Annotated in this window: 19 protein-coding genes and 1 other annotated feature; of the genes, 4 read left to right on the forward strand and 15 right to left on the reverse strand. The window is 29.7% G+C overall.

Annotated elements, in window-relative coordinates; all coding sequences use genetic code 11:
• Window positions 1–6 precede the first annotated feature (6 nt).
• The 15 genes from thrS to ACZ5RS_RS03185 form a co-directional block, all read right to left on the reverse strand.
• Window positions 7–1,758 carry a threonine--tRNA ligase gene (gene thrS / locus ACZ5RS_RS03115; RefSeq protein WP_464637412.1) on the reverse strand — a complete coding sequence of 584 codons (1,752 nt, stop codon included), beginning with the start codon at window positions 1,756–1,758 and terminating at the stop codon, window positions 7–9.
• A gap of 78 nt (window positions 1,759–1,836) precedes the next feature.
• Window positions 1,837–2,069, reverse strand: a binding site (T-box leader).
• Window positions 2,070–2,114: 45 nt separating this feature from the next.
• Window positions 2,115–2,564 (reverse strand): GAF domain-containing protein, encoded by a 450-nt coding sequence (locus ACZ5RS_RS03120; RefSeq protein WP_464637413.1) that lies wholly within the window; start codon window positions 2,562–2,564, stop codon window positions 2,115–2,117.
• Window positions 2,565–2,613: 49 nt separating this feature from the next.
• Window positions 2,614–4,077 (reverse strand): monomeric [FeFe] hydrogenase, encoded by a 1,464-nt coding sequence (locus ACZ5RS_RS03125; RefSeq protein WP_464637414.1) that lies wholly within the window; start codon window positions 4,075–4,077, stop codon window positions 2,614–2,616.
• On the reverse strand, window positions 4,061–4,327 hold the full coding sequence (locus ACZ5RS_RS03130) for an NAD(P)H-dependent oxidoreductase subunit E (RefSeq protein WP_464637415.1): 267 nt from the start codon (window positions 4,325–4,327) through the stop codon (window positions 4,061–4,063). Before ACZ5RS_RS03130 ends, ACZ5RS_RS03125 begins: the two co-directional genes overlap by 17 nt.
• 12 nt (window positions 4,328–4,339) lie before the next feature.
• Window positions 4,340–5,536, reverse strand: coding sequence for a SpoIIE family protein phosphatase (locus tag ACZ5RS_RS03135; protein WP_464637416.1), 1,197 nt, complete (start codon window positions 5,534–5,536; stop codon window positions 4,340–4,342).
• Window positions 5,537–5,547: 11 nt separating this feature from the next.
• Entirely contained in the window at window positions 5,548–7,329 is a 1,782-nt protein-coding gene (locus ACZ5RS_RS03140; RefSeq protein ID WP_464637417.1) for a [Fe-Fe] hydrogenase large subunit C-terminal domain-containing protein, read from the reverse strand.
• Window positions 7,330–7,338: 9 nt separating this feature from the next.
• A complete protein-coding gene (locus ACZ5RS_RS03145; protein ID WP_464637418.1) occupies window positions 7,339–7,593 on the reverse strand; it encodes a (2Fe-2S) ferredoxin domain-containing protein in 255 nt (84 codons plus the stop codon).
• Window positions 7,594–7,799: 206 nt separating this feature from the next.
• A complete protein-coding gene (locus ACZ5RS_RS03150) occupies window positions 7,800–8,462 on the reverse strand; it encodes a redox-sensing transcriptional repressor Rex (RefSeq protein WP_464637419.1) in 663 nt (220 codons plus the stop codon).
• The gene (gene ispH / locus ACZ5RS_RS03155) at window positions 8,452–9,321 is read right to left on the reverse strand and encodes a 4-hydroxy-3-methylbut-2-enyl diphosphate reductase (protein ID WP_464637420.1); all 870 of its coding nucleotides are present in this window, start codon (window positions 9,319–9,321) and stop codon (window positions 8,452–8,454) included. Before ispH ends, ACZ5RS_RS03150 begins: the two co-directional genes overlap by 11 nt.
• A gap of 104 nt (window positions 9,322–9,425) precedes the next feature.
• Window positions 9,426–10,616, reverse strand: a complete 1,191-nt coding sequence (gene secF, locus ACZ5RS_RS03160) for a protein translocase subunit SecF (protein WP_464637421.1) — start codon at window positions 10,614–10,616, stop codon at window positions 9,426–9,428.
• On the reverse strand, window positions 10,606–12,342 hold the full coding sequence (gene secD / locus ACZ5RS_RS03165; protein ID WP_464637422.1) for a protein translocase subunit SecD: 1,737 nt from the start codon (window positions 12,340–12,342) through the stop codon (window positions 10,606–10,608). The genes secF and secD overlap by 11 nt, the downstream gene beginning before the upstream one ends.
• 34 nt (window positions 12,343–12,376) lie before the next feature.
• Window positions 12,377–12,841 carry a preprotein translocase subunit YajC gene (yajC, locus tag ACZ5RS_RS03170; RefSeq protein ID WP_464637424.1) on the reverse strand — a complete coding sequence of 155 codons (465 nt, stop codon included), beginning with the start codon at window positions 12,839–12,841 and terminating at the stop codon, window positions 12,377–12,379.
• A 199-nt stretch (window positions 12,842–13,040) separates the two neighbouring features.
• Window positions 13,041–14,678 carry a chaperonin GroEL gene (groL, locus tag ACZ5RS_RS03175; protein ID WP_464637426.1) on the reverse strand — a complete coding sequence of 546 codons (1,638 nt, stop codon included), beginning with the start codon at window positions 14,676–14,678 and terminating at the stop codon, window positions 13,041–13,043.
• Window positions 14,679–14,800: 122 nt separating this feature from the next.
• Window positions 14,801–15,682 carry a DUF92 domain-containing protein gene (locus ACZ5RS_RS03180; RefSeq protein WP_464637427.1) on the reverse strand — a complete coding sequence of 294 codons (882 nt, stop codon included), beginning with the start codon at window positions 15,680–15,682 and terminating at the stop codon, window positions 14,801–14,803.
• On the reverse strand, window positions 15,679–16,350 hold the full coding sequence (locus ACZ5RS_RS03185; RefSeq protein WP_464637429.1) for a hypothetical protein: 672 nt from the start codon (window positions 16,348–16,350) through the stop codon (window positions 15,679–15,681). The genes ACZ5RS_RS03180 and ACZ5RS_RS03185 overlap by 4 nt, the downstream gene beginning before the upstream one ends.
• A gap of 236 nt (window positions 16,351–16,586) precedes the next feature.
• Here ACZ5RS_RS03185 and argR point away from each other — a divergent pair, with 236 nt between their 5' ends.
• From argR to ACZ5RS_RS03205, 4 genes are all read left to right on the forward strand, one after another.
• On the forward strand, window positions 16,587–17,057 hold the full coding sequence (gene argR / locus ACZ5RS_RS03190) for an arginine repressor (RefSeq protein WP_464637430.1): 471 nt from the start codon (window positions 16,587–16,589) through the stop codon (window positions 17,055–17,057).
• An 89-nt stretch (window positions 17,058–17,146) separates the two neighbouring features.
• A complete protein-coding gene (locus ACZ5RS_RS03195) occupies window positions 17,147–18,721 on the forward strand; it encodes a glucose-6-phosphate isomerase (RefSeq protein WP_464637432.1) in 1,575 nt (524 codons plus the stop codon).
• A 120-nt stretch (window positions 18,722–18,841) separates the two neighbouring features.
• A complete protein-coding gene (locus tag ACZ5RS_RS03200; RefSeq protein ID WP_464637433.1) occupies window positions 18,842–20,632 on the forward strand; it encodes a hypothetical protein in 1,791 nt (596 codons plus the stop codon).
• A gap of 11 nt (window positions 20,633–20,643) precedes the next feature.
• Entirely contained in the window at window positions 20,644–22,374 is a 1,731-nt protein-coding gene (locus ACZ5RS_RS03205; RefSeq protein ID WP_464637435.1) for a hypothetical protein, read from the forward strand.
• Window positions 22,375–22,399: the final 25 nt, after the last annotated feature.

Raw genomic sequence — 22,399 nt, forward strand, 5'->3', positions numbered from 1 at the left:
AATATTTTATAATTCAATCTGTTTTGAATCAATAATACCATGTAATTTTTCAACAAAGGCTTCATAGGAGCCCCAGTTTTCTTGTTTACCATTTCTAAGTCTTACTGACATTTGTTTTGATTCAACTTCTTTATTTCCTACAATTAACATGTAAGGAATTTTTTGTTGTTGAGCCTCTTTAATTTTAGCTTTAAAGTGATCACTGCTTAACTCAGCAGAAACTCTGAAGTTTTCACCTCTTAATTTCATCTCTAATTCTTTACAATAATCAAAACATGAATCATTAATTGGAATAATTCTTACTTGTTCTGGTGATAACCATGCTGGGAAAGCTCCTGCATAATGTTCAACTAAAACTCCAAAGAATCTTTCAATTGAACCAAGTAAAGCTCTATGAATCATATATGGACGTTTTTCAACACCATCTTTATCAACAAAGGTCATATTAAATCTATCAGGTAAGTTAAAGTCAAATTGGATTGTTGATAATTGCCATTGTCTTCCAACAGCATCTTTTATCTTCAAGTCAATTTTTGGACCATAGAATGCTCCACCACCTTCATCTACTTCATATTCAAGGCCTTCTTTTTCAATAGCACTTCTTAAAGCAGCTGTAGCAGCATCCCATCTTTCAACCTCTCCAACACTCTTTTCTGGTTTTGTTGATAAATAAGCTTTAATATCTTGGAATCCAAAACTATGGAGCATATATAAAGAGAATTTTAATACAGTTGCAATTTCATCGTCCATTTGCTCTGGAGTAACAATTAAGTGAGCATCATCTTGTGTAAATCCTCTTACTCTTAATAGACCATGTAAAGCACCAGCCTTTTCATATCTATAAACTGTTCCAAGTTCAGCCCATCTACAAGGTAATTCTCTATAAGAGTGTTTTGTATTGTTATAAATCATAATATGGAAAGGACAGTTCATAGGTTTTGCATAATAATCAGCTTTATCCATAACCATTGGAGGGTACATACTTTCTTTATAGAAATCTAAGTGTCCACTTGTTTCCCAAAGCCAAGATTTACCAACGTGTGGAGTATAAACCATTTCATAACCATTTTTATAATGTTCTTCTCTCCAGAAGTTTTCAATTGCTAGTCTTATTCTTGCTCCTTTGGGATGCCAATATACTAAGCCAGGACCAGCTTCTTCATGAATAGAGAATAAATCTAATTCTTTTCCTAATCTTCTATGGTCACGTTTTTCAATATCTTCTAATTTTTGTAAATATAATCTTAAATCTTTTTTATTTGTCCAAGCAGTTCCATAGATACGTGTTAACATAGGATTGGACTCTTTTCCTCTCCAATATGCACCAGCAATGCTCATTAGTTTAAATGAATCTGTTCTTAATTCTTTAGTAGAATTAACATGTGGGCCTCTACATAAATCAGTAAAATTACCTTGATTATATAATGTTACTACTTCATCTTTATCAATAGCATCTAATAACTCAATTTTATATTTTTGATCTTTAAATTTTTCTCTAGCTTCTTCTCTAGAAACTTCAATTCGAACGAATTCTTTATCACTTTTAATAATTTCTTTCATTCTTTCAGTTATTTCATCTAAATCTTCGCTTAATAACTGTCTTGGTAATTCAAAATCATAATAGAAACCATTTTCAATTGAAGGACCAATTGCAATCTGAGCTGTTGGGAACATTTCTAATACAGCTTCAGCCATAACGTGTGCCATTGAATGACGAATTCTAGCTAGTTTTTCATCTGCACTTAATTTTTCTGCCATAATATTCTTCTCCTAATCAAATAACAAAAAAAAGCTATTATGTCCTCATCTTTATAAATGATGACATAAATCACCAATTACAAGGACGAAGGCATAATAGCTCCCGCGGTTCCACCTTGTTTCCTTTCCTAAAAAAGAAAAGACACTTAATTAATCTCATTACGTTGAGAATACGGCTTCCTTAATAGATAAATCGTTAGGGTCGCAGCTCTAAAGGGGTTTTCACAAAATCGTTACTAAGTATCTTCCAGCCTTTGAATACTCTCTCTTTAGCACTTTATTTTGTTACTCGTCTTTGTCACAGCTTTTATAAAAATATGCTCTTTTTAATTTGTGATGTCAAGCAAAAAAGATATCTAAAATAATTTTTTTGCTACAATTTCAACTAATTCTTCTAATAATTTAATTTCATCATCTTTAAATCTACCAAAAGATTTAGAATCAATATCTAAAACACCAACTACTCTTGATTTTGTAATCATTGGAATTACCAATTCACTACAAGTATCACTTTCACAAGCAATATGATTTTCATATAAATTTACATTATCAACGTTAATGGTTTTTCTCTGTGAATAAGAATCACCACAAACTCCTTTTGTAAAAGGAATCTTTTCACAAGCTACATTGCCTTGAAATGGCCCTAATACTAAAAAGGAGTCTTTTTTTATATAATAACCTATCCAAGAAATTTCATTTAAAAGATTTTTCATAAACGCAATTGAATTTGCTAATGAACAATATTTACTTTCTATTGATCCATCATAACATTCTAATAACGCTTCTAATTCTTCTTTTGTATCCATAAATACCTCACCGATATAGACTATAAAATAAACATTTATTAGCTATTGGTCAATAAAGGCTCTTTTTCTTCATAGCTTTAGCTATGGATTTGGTATTTCCATTTCTTAGTTTTAAAGCAATTTTGGGTTTTACTATTGTTCCAGGGCCATTAATACAACCACCTTCACAACACATTACTTCAACAAAATTTCCCTTTGATGGAATTCTATCAATAACTTTTAACATCTTAAATGCTTTATTATCTATACCATCAATATTATATGCTTTTACAATAGATGGATCTGATACTCTCTTTAAAACACAACCTGTAACCCCTTGGCTAATTGCAAACTCTCTGCAATCTTCAAAAGTTTCAGTTTCTCCCAAATCATCTTCTTCTATTTCTTTAACATCAATATCTTTTGCAATAAATATAGAAGCTAATTCACTGTAAGTCATAACTCCATCGATACAATCCAGTTTTGTAGCTTCAACACGCTTTGCTAAACAAGGACCAATAAATACAACTTTTGCATTTTCATCCTTTTCTTTAACTAATTGTGCAGTATAAGCCATAGGAGATAATGTATCACTCTTGATAGCTTTTAAATTAGGCAAATGTTTTTCAATTAATTCAACATAAGCAGGACAACAACTAGTACTCATTAATTTATCACCATTGCTTAATCTATGTTCTAATTCTTTAGCTTCTTTGATACTTGTAATCTCAGCACCTTCACTTACTTCCACTACATCATCAAAACCAATTGCTTTAAGAGCCTTTTTAATTTGTGCTAAATTACCTGGAAATTGACCATCAATAGAAGGTGCGATTATTGCAACAGTTTTTTCACCTTTTCTCATCATTTCAAGAATAGGTAAAAGTCCACTTCTTTCAACTATAGCGCCAAAAGGACAACTTCTAGAACATTTTCCACAGCTAATACATTTAGTATAATCTATTTCTACGAAGCCCTTTTCATTCTTTTTTATAGCACCAACTGGGCAAGCTCCTTCACAAGGAACAGGAGTATGTAAAACACTATTAAAAGGACAAACTTCTTGACACTTGCCACATCTAATACATTTTTCTTGATCAATTTTTGCTTTCCCATCAACAAAAACAATTGCATTAGCTGGACAGTTTGCTAAACAAGGTCTTGCAAAACAACCTCTACAAGCATCACTGATTAAATATTGATCTTTTGGACAGGCACTACAAGCTGTGCTAATTGTAGTTAATACAGGAAGAGGTTTCATTGGAGTTTCTAAAGCTTCTTTGTAAAATTGTTTTAATGACTTTAATTCATCATCATCTTTCTCAATATTCACACCAAGAAAAGCTAAAATCCTATAACGAATCATTGCTCTTTCTTTATAAATACAACATCTACTTGGATCTGTATCTTTTGGAATAATCCAAAAAGGTATCTTATCGATATCTTCTTCTAAAGTGCCATTGAAATAACTTTTTAAAACAGTAGCATATACTTTATTTTTTAAATGAGTAAATTGATTATTTATTTCTAGCATTATATACCTCTGTTACTATCTTATTTAATTTTTCTGGAGTCATATCTCCGTAAATTACATCATTAACCATTACAAAAGGAGCACCTTCATTTTTATTTGTTTTACAAGCATTAAAGCAGGATATTCCTTCAATTTGGCATTTCTCAATGATCTCTGGATCAATAAATTCATTGTATAACAATAAATCTGATCCTCCTTGAACAAAGCATGAAGTTCCTACACAAATTTTTATTACTACTTTTTTACTCATTTTTTACTCCTTTTAAATATATTCTATAGATGTTTCTTTTAAATAATTATCTTCTAAAGCTCTTCTCAATCTTTCAATTAAGGTTCTACGAATTCCAATTTCTACTGGAATACTAGGGTCTTGGTGAGCTTCATTAATTTTTGTACCAACTAAAAAAGCTACTTGATCACTATCTAAAATTAATTCTATATATTTTTTAACAGCATCATTTTCTAATCTATTAATTGCCACTTTATTTTCTAAGGTCTTTACTACTTTTGATAAAGTAAGCATCCCTTCAGTAACTAAATCCATTCCCTCCATAGTTGAATATGGCGGGACATCTTTAGACCAAGATGTCATATTTACTTTAACCTTTCTGTTTAATTCCCTTGAAACAATTAAAGCTGTTGTTCCTCCTGAAATTATCTTCTTACCTTTAAATGCTTGAATCTTTTCGCACAAAAGTTTATCAGATTCTTTTATAAATGGAGGACCTGTTACAATTAAGGTTCTTCTTGGTCTTCTTATATATATACAACAACAAGTAATATCATCTTTTGAAGCTAACCCATCAAGATTTAGTGCTTTATAAACAACCTTTTTAGTTAAGGCTCTACTACTAATTGAAGGATCATTTTTCAATATTTCAGTTATATATTCTTCAACTCCTGATAGTCTCCAGCCCAAAGGTTTTGAAGTTCCCATACCTGATTGAGTTACACCATCACTTATTATTATTAATCTATCACCAACTTCTAAATTAAATTCATTATGAATTAGCTCTTCTTTTTTAAACGCTTTATTTCTATCTAATATTATAGATTCGCCTTCCCATTTTACATTCATATCATTTCTAAAATACAAAGCTCTTGGGTTATCATATTCTAAAAAATTTACTTTAATATTAGAATTTAAAGCATTATATCTAACATCAGCGATAGAAAAAGTTGAATAACTAATTTTTCTTTCTTTACATACAGGCAAAGTATCCATAATAATCTTTGCTGAATGTTTCAAATCCATTGGAGAAAAACTCAATTTTTTTGCCATATTTGCTGTTAATGAGGCTAAAACATTAGCTTTAACACCAGAGCCTAACCCATCACTTAATACAGCAACTATTTGATTTCTCTCAGGATTTCTTTTTTGTAAGAAAACGTCTCCACCTATTTTCTGTCCATATTTATATATTTGGCAATAATCTATATCAATAAAAACATCATTCATAAAAGCACCTATCAGTTTTTTTTCTTCTTGTCTTCAGAAGGAACATCAAATGCTTCTATTAAAGAGTTTAAAGTAATTTCAGTATCTGCTGCATTTTCACCAAGTAAAGAAGCTATTTGTTGTACTGTTTCTAAACTTTTTTGTATTACAGCTTCGGCTTTTTTAACAACAGTTTCTCTTCTTACTGTTGGATTTGTTATATCATCAAACAAAGCCCCAACCATATTATGCTTATTAATTGAGAAAAATGTTATCTTTAAGAATAAATTACCAACTTTTAATCTAACTTGCTTTGAAAGCACTCTCTTAAATTGTTCTTCAAAAACATCTTCAAAAGGAATAAATTTAGAGATTGATAAACCTTTTATAATTTCTAAGGCTGCATTGTCTACTTCATAATCTACTTCAGAAAACAATTCCAAAAACTTTGCATTACAATCAACAATTTTTAATTTTTCATCAACTATTACAACGCCCATTGGAATAGTTCTTAAAAGCACATCCATTTTATTTTGTGCTTCTTTTCTCATTTTTGTAACACACATTTCTATTTCAGCCATTCCATCTAAATATGCAATAGCCATATCTCTACAAGTTGAATAACCACAACCTCCACAATTTAATTCATCTGCTGGTTGGATTTTTCCTAATTCATGTAAGGCCTTTTTAATTTGTTTTTCTGTATATATTTCTCTATCATAATGTTGGTTAATTTTAGTAGTCTTTTCAACTTTCAAAATCTTATAACCTTCATCAATCACTTTATCAATAAAGTCTTTAGGAGGAATAAATAAATCTTGTTGAACTAGTCTTTCTCTTGTATAACCAGTGGTTATGGCTTTTTTATTAGACAATGCAACTAATTTATTTGTTGCTGGACCATTAATACAGCCACCTTCACAACTTAACAATTCTAAAAATTGATTATTTTCACAATTAACTAAATTATCTAAAGTTGCTTTAACAGCTAAGTTCCCTGAAATCGCAATTGAATTATCTTGGAAGAAATTATCTCCACCTTCAAAAGAAGCTATCATACCACCTTCAACACTGTAGGCTGAAGTTTTAGCAGCTTTTGCAGGAACGTATTCTGGATAATCCCCATTATTAGCAATTAATTGCTTGTTTATAAAATCTAGATTTATACCTTCTTCTTCAAACCATTGTTTAAGCTCTTCAAAAGTTAAAGCAAAGTTTGGATAACCAGGCCATTCATCAGCTTCCCATTTTTTTGCTATACAAGGGCCAATAAATACAATGCCAATATCAGAACCATATTTTTCTCTTAAATATGCACAATGTAATTGTAAAGGAGATGGAATTGGTGCTAATTGTTTTTCTAATGTTGAATAATATTTTTTTACTAATTGAACTATAGAAGGACAAGCTGTAGAAATCCAAGATGTATCAATTTTTCTTTTTCTACATTCATCAATACTAGCACTTACTAATGATGCTCCAATAGCTGTTTCACTTATATAATCAAAACCAAGTTTCTTTAATGCAATTAACAAAGCAGCTTCTCTATCAACAAATTCACTACTATGAGAAGGGGCAATAGAGCAAAATATTTTTCTATTTCCTTTTACAAACATTTGAACTCTTGCAAGATCTTTTCTTACTTTTTTTGCGTTAGCAGGGCAAACATCCACACAAATACCACAATAGGTACACCTATCATGGATTACAACTGCATTTCCTTCTTTGACCTGGATTGCTTTTGTGGGGCAAGCTCTTACACATTTATAACAATCTCGACATTGTGTTAATTCTGTAAATATTGGAGGAATCATAAGCTATCCTTATTTGTCATCTTTTTTTAATTCTTCTTGAACTATGTCAATAACACATGCAGGATTTATATTTTCAAAATCCTTATTGTTTATTTTTACAATTGGACCTGAACTACATCTGCCTAAGCATAAATGGCCTTTTATACAAATTCTATCTTGATAATGATTTTCTTTAATAAAAGATTCTAATAGTTCTAAAGTCCTTGAATTTCCCCTAGAAAAGCAAGAACTGCCCATACATAATTCAACTACAACTTTTTTCATGTTTTTCCCTTGTAGTTATTCTTATAATACTTTTTTATATAAGGGTCAAGAGTAATTTAATTATAAAGCACTGTTTCGAGAAAATATTACCCTATTCCTTTAAAATAATTCACAAAATAAAGAATTTTCTGCAATAAAACCAATATTTTTCATATTAATTATATATTATATAAAGTTAATGTGATAAAAATCACATTAACTCTCTTTTACCATAAATCTAAATCTGATTTATCGTTATCTTTCATTAAGTTAGATTTTAATTTCGCAGAAAGGACAGCAAATTGAGTTGCTAAGTCAGTTCTTTGTACTGCAATGTTTTCAGGTAAAGTTAAATCTTTAGGCGCAAAATTCCAAATTGCTTGAATTCCACACTTAACTAACAATTGAGCGCAGGCTTGAGCTTGATTTGCAGGAACAGTTAAAATCGCTATACTAACACCATTAAGCAGAACATATTCTTCTAATTCTGTTAAAGGTTTTACACAAAGGCCCCCTATAGTTTTACCTATAGTATCTTCTTTCTTATCGAAAGCTGCTACAATTTTTAAGCCATAATTTCCAAAACCCTTATACCCCAATAATGCAGAACCTAAATTACCAGCACCTATTAATATTGCATCTGTAGCATTATTCCATCCCAAGGATTCAATTAAAGCTTTTTGCAATTGATCAATATCAAAACCAACTTTTGGTTTCCCCTCAATTCCAGAAAAAGCTAAGTCTTTTCTAACTTGTATAGGATTTAATCTTAAATCATTTGCTAATATTGTTGCACTTACGCTTTGAAGTCCATTTTCTTTATATTGTTTTATTAAACGAATATAAGAAGGGAATCTTTTAATTGTTGGAATTGGAATTTTATGTTTCATTTTTACCTCTTTTTAATTTATCTTCTATTTCATCTATTACAAAATGGGGAGTAGATGTCCCAGTTGCTAGCCCTATAACATCATAATCAAATACTTCTAAAGGAATTTCATCCTTATTACTAATTAAATATGTTTCAACACCTTGATTAACACAATAATTATACAAGCCTCGAGTATTCGAACTATTCTTACCTCCTATGACAATTATGCAATTACATTGCTTTGCTAATTTAGCTACAGCAATTCTTCTTCTTTGATTGCTATTACACAATTCATTTGCAAATTCTATCTCCACACCATTTTTCTGAGCAAAATTCTCTAGAGAACTTACAATTTCTTTACTCATTCCACTTGGAAACGTGGATTGTATAACAACAAAAATATTATTTGTATTTGGAATATTAATAATATCATGCTTATCACTTATTATAACCTTTTCGTTGGGAGTTTCAACATTTTTTAAAGCTAAAGCTTCAGGATGTATTTTACCTCCGATTACTACTATTGTAGAATCATGAGGAGCAAATTCAACTAATTTTTGTTCTTTAAGTACAATTGGACAAGTTGCGTCAAATATATAAAAACCATTCTCTAAAAAGGTTCTTCTAACATAATCACTAACTCCATGAGCTCTTAATACCACAATTCCTGGTTCCACATTAGTTGCATCAGACTCTTCAATTACTTTAACACCTTCTAATGTTATTCTTTCAACAACTTGAGGATTGTGAATTAAATTACCTAAAGTATAAACTTTTTTATCTAATTCTTTTCCTAACTTAATTGCCTTATAAACAATTGATATTGCTCTTGATACTCCCTTACAATAACCTATTACTTCAGATCTAATAACTTTCATGTTTTTATCCTTACCACATTATAAATGAAAAAGGAATCTTTTAAAAGAAAAAAAACCGCAAGAAAAATCTTGCGGTTATATATAATTGACTATCAGTTTATATTTTATTTAACTTCTTTAACTTTTTCTTCAACATGTTTACCACCGCTTATCCAATATAAGAATGAAGGTGCGATAAAGTTAGAAGAATATGTACCAATTACAATACCAAAAATCAAATTAATAGCAAACAATCTAATTGTACCGCTAGCTAAAATTGCTAATGGTAATACAGCTAGAACTGTTGTTACACTTGACATTATAGTACGTGTTAAAGATTGAGTAACACTATGTTCAATTACTTCATTAAAAGGTTTGTTTTTCATCAAAGAACTATTTTCACGAACTCTGTCGAAAATAACAATTGTTGCATTTAATGAGTAACCAATAATAGTTAATACTGCTGCAATTGTAGTACTTGATACTTCAAATTGGAATAAAACAATAAATCCTAATAACAATAATACGTCATGTGTTAATGCTATTAAAGAAGATACTGCATAAGCAAATCTGAATCTAATCCATACATAGAATAGAATTAATACCATAGCTATTAATACAGCAAATAAGGAAGTTAAAACCAAAGTTTGACTAAATCTTGGTCCAACGAAGTTACTTTCTAAAACTACAAACCCATTATCAAATGTGCCTTGTAAATTTTCAGTAACGGCTTTTTCCATACTATCTTGTGTATCAGCTTCACCAGTACCTAATCTAATTTGGAAGATTTGATCAACTTCATTTCCAACAGTTTGTACTTGAACATTTCCTAAAGCAGATAATGCTGATCTAACCTCTTCAATACTAACTGAACCACCAACACCAAAATTCAATTCAGTAGGTTCACTTGTTAATGAAGCAGGGAATCCATATCCAGATAACATAGTATTAGAAGCAATACTACCATCTATAACTGTTACTGTTACTCCATCAATTGTTTCTAAAGCTGTTGCTAAATCACTTACTGTTGGATAGTCAGCACTCTTAAATACTGTATTTGTAACACCATTTTCACTTCTTTCTTCCACTGTTAAATTACCATTATTAACTGATAATAGAACATCTTCAGAACCTGAATATACTACATTCATTCCAACTGGAGCAATTTGAACTCTTTGGCTTAAACCACTTTCAAAGTCAATACCAGTATTAAATCCACCGTTTACAATAAAAGAAACAATACCAACAACTAGTAATAGAATTGAGAAAGATAACGCTATAAAACGTGCTTTAATAACAGGAAGATTATTTTTCATATTTTTTCCTCCAGCTTATTCGTATTTTTGCGCCTTCACGATCAGTGATTGATGCATCAAAAATTAAATGAGAAACAAATAATGCAGTAAATAATGAACTAACAATACCAATTGCTAATGTATTTGCAAAACCTTTAACCGCACTAGATCCTAATTGTGAAAGAACTAATGCCGCAATAATTGTTGTAATATTCGCATCCATAATTGTCCAGAAAGCTTTACCAAAACCAGCATTTACAGAAGCCTGTGGGCTCTTTCCTAACTTTAATTCTTCTTTAATACGTTCAAATATAATTACATTTGCATCAACAGCCATACCTAAGGTTAATATTAAACCAGCGATTGAAGTTAGTGTTAATGTAAACTTTAATGCAGACAATACTGCCAACATTATTATCAAGTTTAAGACTAAAGCTAAATTAGCAACTAAACCACTTACACTATAATATGCAAACATAAATACAATAACTAAGATAACACCTATTAATATTGCTTCTAAACCAGCACTAACAGCATCTTCACCTAAGGTTGCACCAACAGATTGTTGACTTGATACTATTAACTCAATTGGAAGAGCAGCAGTTCTCAATACAATTGCTAAATCTGATGCTTCTGTTTGACTGAATCCAGAAATTTGAACATCTTGTCTAATTGGTTCATTGATTGTTGCAATAGATTTAACTTTACCATCCATAACAACAGCCATTGATTCACCAACATGAGTTGATGTTAATTTATAGAATGCATCACCACCGCTAGCATCTAAATGGAAGTTAACAACAGGTTGTCCTGTAATTGAATTTGTTCCAGTTTGTGCACTTTCTAAATGAGCACCATCTAAACCAACTTCATCATTTAAAACTACAAAATTCTTTAATTCATCAATTCCATAAGAATCTTTTACAAAATAACCAGCTGCAATTTTACCAGCAGGTAAGAAATCAGGTTGTTTGATTTCACCACTTTCTGTATATACTTCTGTTGGATTTTCTTCAAAATAAGTATTTAGTTGTTGTGTTAATGATTCATCAACAATTTGGAAAACTAAAGACCCTTTACCTCTTAAGAATGAGTTAACTCTTTCAGGATCCGCAGCGCCAGGAATTTCAATTAATATTTGATCATTGCCTTGAATTCTAATCTCAGGTTCACTTACACCAAATTGGTCAATACGATTCTGAAGTATTTCAATATCTTGTTGAACTAATGTATTAATTTCACTTGCACTTGCACTCTTGCCTGCTTTTTCATTATAAGCATCGACATCAGCATCAAGTAAAATACTCATACCACCACGTAAATCTAAACCTAATTGTAAAACATTATCGCTTAAGTTTTTGACTTCTATCAATGAAGATCTGTAATATTGTTCAATTGAATCGAACATATCTTGTTCACTATAGAAACCAGCACAAAGATTTTCAATATTCCATTTAGATGGAACATCTTTATCCATATCACGATAATTTTCTTTTGCAATTTTTTCTAGATAAGAATATTCAGATGGAACAGCTGCTGAGGCATCGCTTTTTACTAAATCTTTTATAGCGCGAAGCTCTCGAGTTGCTTGTCCACGTGCATACTCTCTAATTTGCTCATTTGAGCCACTTGCGAGATCTTTTGTTTCCTGAGGCACGATTGTATACCACTTGAAAGTGGGATATAAGAAATAACCGCACAAAAGTAACACCAAAAGAACTATGATCAATCGATCACGTTTTTTCATAATATTCTCCAATAGTAACTTATGTGATTAAAATTTATTTTTCTTCTTTAGTTGATTTTTCAGCAGAGTCATCAGTTTCAGCTGGTGTTTCTTCAATTGCTTCTACTTTTTTTTCTTCAGTAGCTTTATTAGCATTTTTAGATTTTGCTTTGTTTTTAGTTGAAGCTTTTGCAGCTCCTTTTTTAGCAACAACACTACTAACAGCTGATTTACTAAATTCCATTCTAGTATTGTCATCAACTTTGATTACAACTGTTTGTTCTCTAACTGCAACAACAGTACCATGGATTCCACCAATTGTAACGATCTTATCGCCTTTTGCAATTGAAGAAATCATATCTTTAGCTTCTTTATCACGCTTTTTCTGTGGGCGAATTATTAAAAAATAAATAATTACAATTATTAAACCAAAAGTAATGATTGATGTTGCCATACTTCCAGTTTGTGCAGTACTTGATGCTGCTCCTGTTGTGCCCATTAATGCTAATAATGAATTCATTAATTAAACCACCTTTATAAACATAATCTTTATATTATGTCAAAAATAATTCTCAGTATTTATAAAAAAATAAATACCAATGCAAATTAAAATAACACGTTAAGTTTATTATAGTCAAGTTTTTCGTTTTGTCTATGGGAATAATAATATTAGGACTTCGTAAAAATACGAAGCCCTATTTATTACTTTTATAAGTTTTTTACATCATGCCGCCCATACCGCCCATGCCTGGAGCAGGAGCAGCTGGAGCTTCTGGTTCTGGAATATCAGTAATTGCACATTCTGTTGTTAAAATCAATTGTGCAATAGATGCTGCATTTTGTAGTGCACAACGAGTTACTTTCATTGGATCGATAATTCCATTATCTACCATATTAACCCATTGCATTACATTAGCATCATAACCGATACCATTTTCACTGTTTTTACACTTGTCAGCAATGATTGAACCATCTAGACCTGCATTTTCAGCAATTTGACGAATTGGTTCTTCTAATGCTCTTCGAACAATCTTGTAACCGATTCTTTCATCTTCTGTTAATTTGTCTAGATTTTTATTTTCTAAAGTCTTAACTGCTTGAACTAAAGCTACTCCACCACCTGGGATAACACCTTCTTCAATTGCAGCACGGGTTGCACTTAATGCATCTTCAACTCTATGTTTCTTTTCTTTTAATTCAACTTCTGTTGCTGCACCAATATTAATTACTGCAACACCACCTGCAAGTTTTGCAAGTCTTTCTTGAAGTTTTTCTTTGTCATAATCACTAGTTGATTCAATAATTTGTGCTTTAATTTGAGCTGTTCTTTCTTCGATATCACTCTTTTTACCTGCACCATTAATGATTGTTGTGTTTTCTTTATCAACTTTTACATTTTTAGCTCTACCTAACATAGAGATTTCTGCTTTTTCTAGTGTTAAGCCAATTTCTTCACTAATTACTTCACCACCAGTTAATACAGCAATATCTTCTAGCATTGCTTTTCTTCTGTCTCCAAATCCTGGAGCTTTTACAGCAACAACATTTAAGATACCTCTTACTGAGTTTACAACTAAAGTTGCTAAAGCTTCACTTTCAACATCTTCAGCAATAATTAATAAAGGTTTATTTGTTTGAGCAATTTTTTCTAAAATTGGAAGTAATTCTTTCATGTTTGAAATCTTTTTATCATAAATAAGGATAAAAGGATCTTCTAATACTGAAGTCATTGTTTCTCTGTTATTACAGAAATATGCACTTAAATAACCTCTATCAAATTGCATACCTTCAACAAAGTCAGTTGTTGTTTCAAAAGTTTTAGATTCTTCAACAGTTATAACACCGTCTTTACCAACTTTTTCCATTGCATTAGAAATTTCATCACCAATTGTTCTATCGTTGTTTGCACTAATTGTTGCAACTTGTGCGATTTCTTCTTTATCTTTAATTGATTTTGACATTTTTTTGATTTCTGCAACAGCATCTTCAACAGCTTTATCAATACCTCTTCTAATTCCCATTGGGTTTACACCAGAAGCAACACTCTTCATTCCTTCTTTTGTAATAGACCAAGCTAATACTGTAGCTGTAGTAGTTCCGTCTCCAGCTACATCGTTTGTTTTTGTAGCAACTTCTTTTAGTAATTGTGCACCCATATTTTCAAATGGATCTTCAAGTTCTATTTCACGAGCGACGGATACGCCATCTTTAGTTACAGTTGGAGCACCAAATTTTTTATCTAATAAAACAAGGCGACCTTTAGGGCCTAAAGTTGTCATAACTGCACGAGAAATTTTCTCAACACCATTTACCAAAGATTTTCTAGATTCTTCACTAAATTGTAGTTGTTTAGCCATTTCTTTTTCCTCTCTTCAAATTCAATTATTTAAAGTAAATTTTAGTAGCGCAAAGCTATCTATAAAAAAATACAAATAAATTTGCCAATAAGCAAGTCAATATTTTATTTTTTTATATAGAATTAAATAATAACAACATAAAAGAATGCTGCAAAAGCAATACTAAATAAATTGCTTATAAAATCTACCTTATTGTTATTTATAAATCTAATACCTTTTACTAAAGGTATTTTTTTACCATCTCTTATTTCTTTTTCAACAAATATATTATCATTTTCATCAAAGAAACTTGCTTGAACAGTTATACCCAAAAGACTATCAATAATACAACCTGTAAACCCCGATAAAGTCATAATTGCTATAAAAGATATACTTTTTATTGATGGAACTAGATATATTGAATACCACAAAAGCGAAACTAAAAAAGCTCCAACTATAGCAGATAAAGCACCTTCAAAAGAAATCCCTCCTGATAATCCAGGTTTTATAGGACTTCCATTCAATATAGAAACAGTTTTCCCTCTAGAAAAAACTCCAAGTTCTGTTGAATATAAATCACTAGATACTTGAGATAAGGAAACTCCAAATAAAAAAATGACTAAATTACTAGGATTAATTAAATATATAAAAGACAATACAAAAATTATAATCCCTTTAGAAAATAAATCTAAAAAATTTATTCTATTTTTCCTACCTTGAATATCTAAAACTTCTTCATAAATTTCATTCTTATTATTTAAATTATATAAAAAGATCGCACTTAATATATAAAACAAAAATAGTGATAAGCCTCCGAATCCAAAAGCAAAAACAACAATTAAACTTATAGAAAAAGCTGAAATAGCACCGCCAATTGTTACTTGTTTAAAAAGATAAGCTACTAAAGTTAATAATAATAAAATTAATATAATCCAAATTACATAATAATCTAACTTTATAAAAAATCTATCTATTACAGCGGCAAAAGAATGAGTTTCTGCACTTGTTAAAAATCTATCTATCATACTATTACTCCTGTTAATAAGGCACATAATAAAGGAATACTGATACTATCTAAACCCCTTGGAGTAATTAATTCTAATAAAGTTGCAACCAAACTAATTAATAAGCTAAGAAATAAAATTATATTTAAAGCCATACTACTCATAAAGCATAAAACTGCAAATATAATGATAAAACTAAAGAGAAACATTAAAATTGTCCCAAATATTGTTTTATATCCGGTATTTAATAAAATTTGTTTCTTTTTCCAAAGCTTTGAGAAAATACTAGAAACACTATTTGCATATCCCATCAAAAAAATGCCTATTGTTGCAGCAAAAAGTTCTAATTTTCCTATATAAACAAATATAGTTAATATTAAAAAAGAAAAAGTAAAATTATAAATACTAATATTATATTTACGATTTTTAAAATTAAAAGATTTTATTAGTTTCGGATAAAACAAGAATAAAGAATTAATAAATAAAAAAATAAGAATAAGCATAATAGCTAATAAAGAAGATTTTATAAAATAAATTAAAATTATCCACCAAGTTGATGTTAATATAAAAACAATTTTTTCTTTTACAAAATCATCAATTTTTGTTTTTTTACTAATTAGAAACAAACCTAAAAAAACTATTCCAAAATAAAATATTGATATAATTATTCCTATACAATTTGTATTCATACTAAAATAATGCACTCACATAATATATTTTTCAAGTCTATAATAGACAAATAATTAAGGTTTCTAAGTAAGAATAATTAGTAGTCAATAAAAAAAATATTTAGATGACCTTTTATATTAATAGTAAAAATCTCAATATTATAATTTTCTTCTAGGTAAATAATTATATCTTGTTTTTTTCTACTTTCTATTGTATATTTATACAGTACGAATGCATAGTATTAAAGGAGCATATAATGCGGGAACGTCATACTAGACTCAATCTTGTAAAAGAATTAATTAAAAATAATCGAATAGATAACCAAGACACTTTATTAGAAATGTTAAAAAAAGAGGGTTACTCTGTTACTCAAGCAACATTATCAAGAGACTTAAAAATGTTAAAAGTTGGTAAAATTTCAGATGGTTGGTCAGGCTATTACTATGCTTTACCCGAAAATGACTTAATTAGCGAATCTGAAAAGAGCTACATCCAAGATGTACGTCGTGGAATTTTATCAATAGAGTTCAGTGCAAACTTCGGTGTTATAAAAACAAGAAGTGGCCATGCTAATAGTGTTGCTATTGCATTAGATGTTTTAGCAATTCCTGAAATTTTAGGAACACTTGCTGGTGATGATACTATTTTTGTTATTTTAAGAGAAGGAATGACTAAAGAAGACTTACAAGAAAGTTTCAAAAACAGAATTCCTGATATACAAGAATAAAAAAAATTAGGGCTTTGATTAACTTCAAAGCCTTTTTTCTTGAAATTTTCTTTATCTATAAATATGATAATCTCATATAGGAGACTAATATGGAATATAAAAATTTTTCAGAGCTTAATACTTATAATAAATTAAATGCTCTAAGTCCTTTAAATTTAAAAGAAGGTTTAAACAAAGAAAGAATTGAAGAATGTCAAATTAAAAACGGCTCTCAATTATCTTATTCTTATGCAGCAATGCCAATCAATGAAAAACATATTGAAATCATGCAAGAGCTAAGTGACGAACAAAGCTTAATTGAAAAATATAAAACTCTATTAAATGGAGAAAGAATTAACACTGGTGAAAATAGATGTGTACTACACCAATTAACTAGAGGTCAAATCTTAGATGATGTTGTAGTTGATGGTGAAAATAAAGGTGAATTTTATAAATCACAATTAGCACGCATAAAAGATTTTTCTGAGGCTGTTAGAAGTGGAAAAATAAAGGGATCAACAAACAAAAACTTTAATACTGTTGTACAAATTGGTATTGGTGGTAGTGATTTAGGTCCTAGAGCATTATATTTAGCACTAAAAGGATATTGCATTGCACAAAAAAAACAAATCATTGATGCAAAATTCATTAGTAATGTAGACCCTGATGATGTTAGCGATGTTATCAAAGACATTGATTTTGAAACTACATTATTTGTTTTGGTTTCAAAAAGCGGAACAACTCAAGAAACTCTAACTAATAGAGATTTAGTATTTGATGCTTTAAAATCCTGCAATATTGAAGGTTTTGATCCAAGCAAACATATGATTGCAGTTACAAGTAAAACTAGCCCATTAGCTAATAGCAAACAAGTTTTATCTGCTTTCTTTATTGATGATTATATTGGCGGTAGATATAGCTCAACTAGTGCTGTAGGAGCAACAATTTTATCAATTGCTTTAGGTTTTGAAACTTTTAATGAATTATTAGAAGGTGCTCATGAAGCTGATATTAATGCATTAAATCCAAATATTAAAGAAAATGCTTCATTAATGGATGCTCTTATTGGTGTATATTTAAGAAATGTTTTAAAAATACCTTCAACAGCAGTACTTCCTTATTCACAAGCTTTATCAAGATTCCCTGCTCACCTTCAACAATTAGATATGGAAAGTAACGGTAAACATGTTAATAGATTTGGTGAAAGCATTAATTATCAAACCGGACCAACTATCTTTGGTGAACCAGGAACTAATGGACAACATTCTTTCTACCAATTACTTCACCAAGGAACTGATATTGTACCTCTTCAATTTATTGGATTTAAGAAAAGTCAATTTGAAAAAGATATTACTGTTGATAATTCTACAAGCCAAGAAAAATTGAATGCAAATTTAACTGCTCAGATTGTTGCCTTTGCAATTGGTAAAGATGATACAAATCCAAATAAACAATTTGAAGGAAATAGATATTCTTCCCTTATATCAGCAGAACAATTAACTCCAAAAACTCTTGGTGCCCTATTAGCACATTTTGAAAATAAAGTAATGTTCCAAGGTTTTATTTGGAATTTAAACTCTTTCGATCAAGAAGGTGTTCAACTTGGAAAAATTTTAGCAAAAAAAGTATTAAACGGATGTGAAGGTGATGAATTGCTTTTAGCATATTCTGCATTACTTAAATAACCAATTTGTTATTTATCTACATTTCCTTTAAAACTTTTATCTATTAACCTAATATTTTAATTGTTTTAATAAAACTTCTTTGTTACAATAGTCAAACCGACATAACAGAGGAGTTTTTTTATGCCTAAAAAAAACAATAGACTTGCAATATTATTTACCTTATTGTTATTTTCCTTAAATAGCCTTTTTGCTTTTAATAACAATCAAAAAATTGAACATATAGATAGCGATTTATATGATGGAATTAAAGACTTATATTTAGCTCAATCATTAGCAATGCCATCAGCCGCTGCCCCTTATTCTGATAGCGAATTAATTATGATGCTTGACTTATTAGATACAAGTAAATTTAGTAAAGCTGATGCTAATGTATATAAATATATCAAAGAAAGCTTAACCCAAGATGAAAAGAACACCAACAAATACAGTAAAATTAACTGGGATGTTGACTTAAACTTAGAAAGTTATATTCATCAAAACACTACAGATTTTGTTAGACGAGAAAACTTTATCTACAATTTCTTAGATCAAAAACCTCTTATAAATATTGGATTCGAAGCTTGGATGGGTGAAAACTTTTATGGTCTTGGCAATTTCTCAATTGCTTCAACATATACTACAGAAACAACATTTGGAAGTGAAACAGTATCTCACAATATAGTCGGATTACCACCAAATCAAATTTTTGATTTAGATTTTAATTTCCCTTATAGAGGCTTTTTAGCATTTGGTGATGATACTTGGTCATTAGAAATAGGTAGAGATAGAACAAAATGGGGCCATGGAATTTCTTCAAATCTTATGATTGGTGACAATCTTCCCTATCTTGATGAATTAAGATATACAACCTTTTCAAACCAATTTAAATATACCTTTATAACATCATTCTTCCCTCATCCAATGAATTATATAGATGGTGATTTTGATCCCACTACAGGATTAAATCAAGGTGATCCAGTCGAGGGAACTAGAGCATTAATTGCTCATAGAGGAGAAGGTAGATTATTTAATAATAAAGTTGGAATTGCAATTTCTGAGTCAATTATGTATCAATCAGAAGAAAATGTATTAGATTTAAGATATTTATCTCCAGCAGCTTTATTCCACAATTTCTACATTAGAGCAAATGCAAACTCTCTTCTTTCTTTAGAATTAGATTACACTCCATTTAAAAACTTTAACATTTATGCACAAGGCGTAATGGATGAATTTGCTTTACCAGGAGAACCTTATCCAGGAATTGCTTCTTCAGCTTATCCAAATGCCTTTGGATATATCGCTGGTATAAAATATAATTATGATGTTTTAAACAAATATAAAGGTAATACTACTTTTGAATTTGCATATACTGACCCATATTTATATTTAAGAGGGAATGGATTATCTTCTAGTCCACAAGGTGATGGTGGATTGGATCAATATGGAATAAACTATGTTGTAGCGTTTAGAGAATTTGCAAGTCATGGAACTTGGTATCATAATGAATTCTTAGGTTATAAATATGGTGGGGATGCTGTTGTATTCAATTTAAATTCTTCTGTTAAGAATTATGGAAAATGGAATATTGAAACAAATCTATTCTATATGTTACATGGAACATTTGATAAATTCACTTGTTGGCAAAAAGTTGAATCAGATCAAGATACTTCTGAATACACAACACCTACTACAACGAACCCCAATAATAATTTAAATTCTTCTTCAACTTCAAGAGAACCAACTTCTGTATTCGCTGATAGAGACTCTGTATCACAAACCTTAGTTCTTGGTGCTAGTGCAAGCTATAATGTAAATAAAAACTTAAGTTGTTTTGTTCAATTAGATTATATCAACATCAATAACTATCAAAATGTATCAGGAGAAAAAACCTCTGATATGCAATTAGTTTTAAGTCTTTCTTATAGCTTATAGAAGAAATTAACATGAAAAAATTTTTAACTTTAATTAGTATGCTTATTCTTGTTCCATTGAGTTTATATTCAATGGATCAAGAAATATTTTCTCTAGATAATAATGTTTATGATTATATAGACTATATATATATAATTGATCATAAAGTACCTCCTACCGCAGCGAAACCATATTCTATTGGACAATTAAAATTATATCTAAGCCAAATTGACTATAATGAATTAAATGCCACAGGTAAAAATTATTATTCATATATTAATAAAATAATTAATCAAAATAATTTAGACATCACTCTTGATGATAAAGCGTCTATGGATGTTGAAGCTTTAAGTGGGTTTGAAGTTTATACTCATACTAATACAGTAGATATAAAAACCCATAGAGATTGGGTTTATGAACAAGAAGATAGATTACCCTTACTAAAATTAAATCTTAAACTAGCAATGGATGATATATTTTTTACCAGTTGTGATTTACAATATTCACAAGGAAAATATGAACCAAGTAGTGAAAGTCAATATTATTATACGGGAAATCAATTGTATGATAATTTAGCTCAATATGGTATTGGAGCTCTTCCAAAAACCGCTATAAAATATAATATTTTAACAAATCAATATAACCAAAGTACAGCAACTAATATTCCTTTAGCAAGTAAATATATTGATTTTGACACACCTAAAAGAGCTATTTTCTCCGTAGGTGGAGATAATTGGAACTTTAACTTTTCAAAAGATAAACTAGAATGGGGAAATAGTACTATTGGAAACTTTATTTATGATGATCATATAAAAAATAATTTTATTAATCTAAAAATATTTTCGAAAAACTTCAATATAAATAACACAATAGCTTTATTAAATACTCAAACGGATTGGGGAGAAAGTCCTGATACAAAAGTAAAAATGTTTTTAACTCACAGACTTGAATTTAGACCAACAGAATTCTTTAGATTTGCAGTAAGTGAAAATGTCATGTACCAAAATGACACCTTAATCCCATTATATCTCAACCCATCATATATTTATCATAATATTAATATGAGAGGCATGTTTAACGCTATTGCATCATTAGAATCAGATATTTTATTAACAAATAAATTAAGTTGGTATTCACAGTTTGTTTTAGATCAAGCTAGAGCTCCTAATGAAGATGATAGCCAATCTGGTGCTTGGGGCTTTTCTAGTGGGTTGAAATATGTTTCAACTATTAATAATACAGATATTCTAAATATTAGCGCTGAAGCTCTTTTAGCGTCGCCCTGTCTATATAGAAGAGATGAAGTAGATTTTATTACTTTCGATAGAACTTTTGTAATTAATCAAAGTTATATAATTGAACCAACATTTATTGGTTTTAGTGAAGGAGGAGACTCCGTAGCCTTCAAACTTCAAACAACCTATACTAGATTAAATAAATTTGATTTTTCACTCTATTATTATTTGTTATTAAAAGGTGAAATGAATATATTTATGGCATCTACTGTAGATAGTTCTGGCAATCCAATTTCAAATGATGGTAGACCTAACTATGGCAGTGAGATATTTAAAAATGGAATATTCTCAATTAAACATGTTGTAAATGGAACTCTAAATTATCAAATATATAAGAATAATTATTTTGAAGTTTCAAACAGAAATACCCTCTCATATGTTTATATGGATGTTTTACAAACATCAGATGTAAATCCAAATAGTTATTCAGATATTCAATTTAGTTCAGGAATCTCAATAAAATTTTAAAAGATTTGGGCAAAAAGAATCCTCA

This window comes from Pleomorphochaeta caudata, assembly GCF_055395745.1.

Bases quoted from the DNA above. Each gene is read 5' to 3' on its own strand.
- ACZ5RS_RS03130 (WP_464637415.1), bottom strand. From the start codon at position 4,327: ATGAGTAAAAAAGTAGTAATAAAAATTTGTGTAGGAACTTCATGCTTT.
- secF (WP_464637421.1), bottom strand. From the start codon at position 10,616: ATGAAAAATAATCTTCCTGTTATTAAAGCACGTTTTATAGCGTTATCT.
- ACZ5RS_RS03200 (WP_464637433.1), top strand. From the start codon at position 18,842: ATGCCTAAAAAAAACAATAGACTTGCAATATTATTTACCTTATTGTTA.
- argR (WP_464637430.1), top strand. From the start codon at position 16,587: ATGCGGGAACGTCATACTAGACTCAATCTTGTAAAAGAATTAATTAAA.
- ACZ5RS_RS03180 (WP_464637427.1), bottom strand. From the start codon at position 15,682: ATGATAGATAGATTTTTAACAAGTGCAGAAACTCATTCTTTTGCCGCT.
- ACZ5RS_RS03120 (WP_464637413.1), bottom strand. From the start codon at position 2,564: ATGGATACAAAAGAAGAATTAGAAGCGTTATTAGAATGTTATGATGGA.
- ACZ5RS_RS03185 (WP_464637429.1), bottom strand. From the start codon at position 16,350: ATGAATACAAATTGTATAGGAATAATTATATCAATATTTTATTTTGGA.
- secD (WP_464637422.1), bottom strand. From the start codon at position 12,342: ATGAAAAAACGTGATCGATTGATCATAGTTCTTTTGGTGTTACTTTTG.
- groL (WP_464637426.1), bottom strand. From the start codon at position 14,678: ATGGCTAAACAACTACAATTTAGTGAAGAATCTAGAAAATCTTTGGTA.
- ACZ5RS_RS03140 (WP_464637417.1), bottom strand. From the start codon at position 7,329: ATGATTCCTCCAATATTTACAGAATTAACACAATGTCGAGATTGTTAT.
- thrS (WP_464637412.1), bottom strand. From the start codon at position 1,758: ATGGCAGAAAAATTAAGTGCAGATGAAAAACTAGCTAGAATTCGTCAT.
- ACZ5RS_RS03150 (WP_464637419.1), bottom strand. From the start codon at position 8,462: ATGAAACATAAAATTCCAATTCCAACAATTAAAAGATTCCCTTCTTAT.
- ACZ5RS_RS03205 (WP_464637435.1), top strand. From the start codon at position 20,644: ATGAAAAAATTTTTAACTTTAATTAGTATGCTTATTCTTGTTCCATTG.
- ispH (WP_464637420.1), bottom strand. From the start codon at position 9,321: ATGAAAGTTATTAGATCTGAAGTAATAGGTTATTGTAAGGGAGTATCA.
- ACZ5RS_RS03195 (WP_464637432.1), top strand. From the start codon at position 17,147: ATGGAATATAAAAATTTTTCAGAGCTTAATACTTATAATAAATTAAAT.
- ACZ5RS_RS03135 (WP_464637416.1), bottom strand. From the start codon at position 5,536: ATGAATGATGTTTTTATTGATATAGATTATTGCCAAATATATAAATAT.
- yajC (WP_464637424.1), bottom strand. From the start codon at position 12,841: ATGAATTCATTATTAGCATTAATGGGCACAACAGGAGCAGCATCAAGT.
- ACZ5RS_RS03125 (WP_464637414.1), bottom strand. From the start codon at position 4,077: ATGCTAGAAATAAATAATCAATTTACTCATTTAAAAAATAAAGTATAT.
- ACZ5RS_RS03145 (WP_464637418.1), bottom strand. From the start codon at position 7,593: ATGAAAAAAGTTGTAGTTGAATTATGTATGGGCAGTTCTTGCTTTTCT.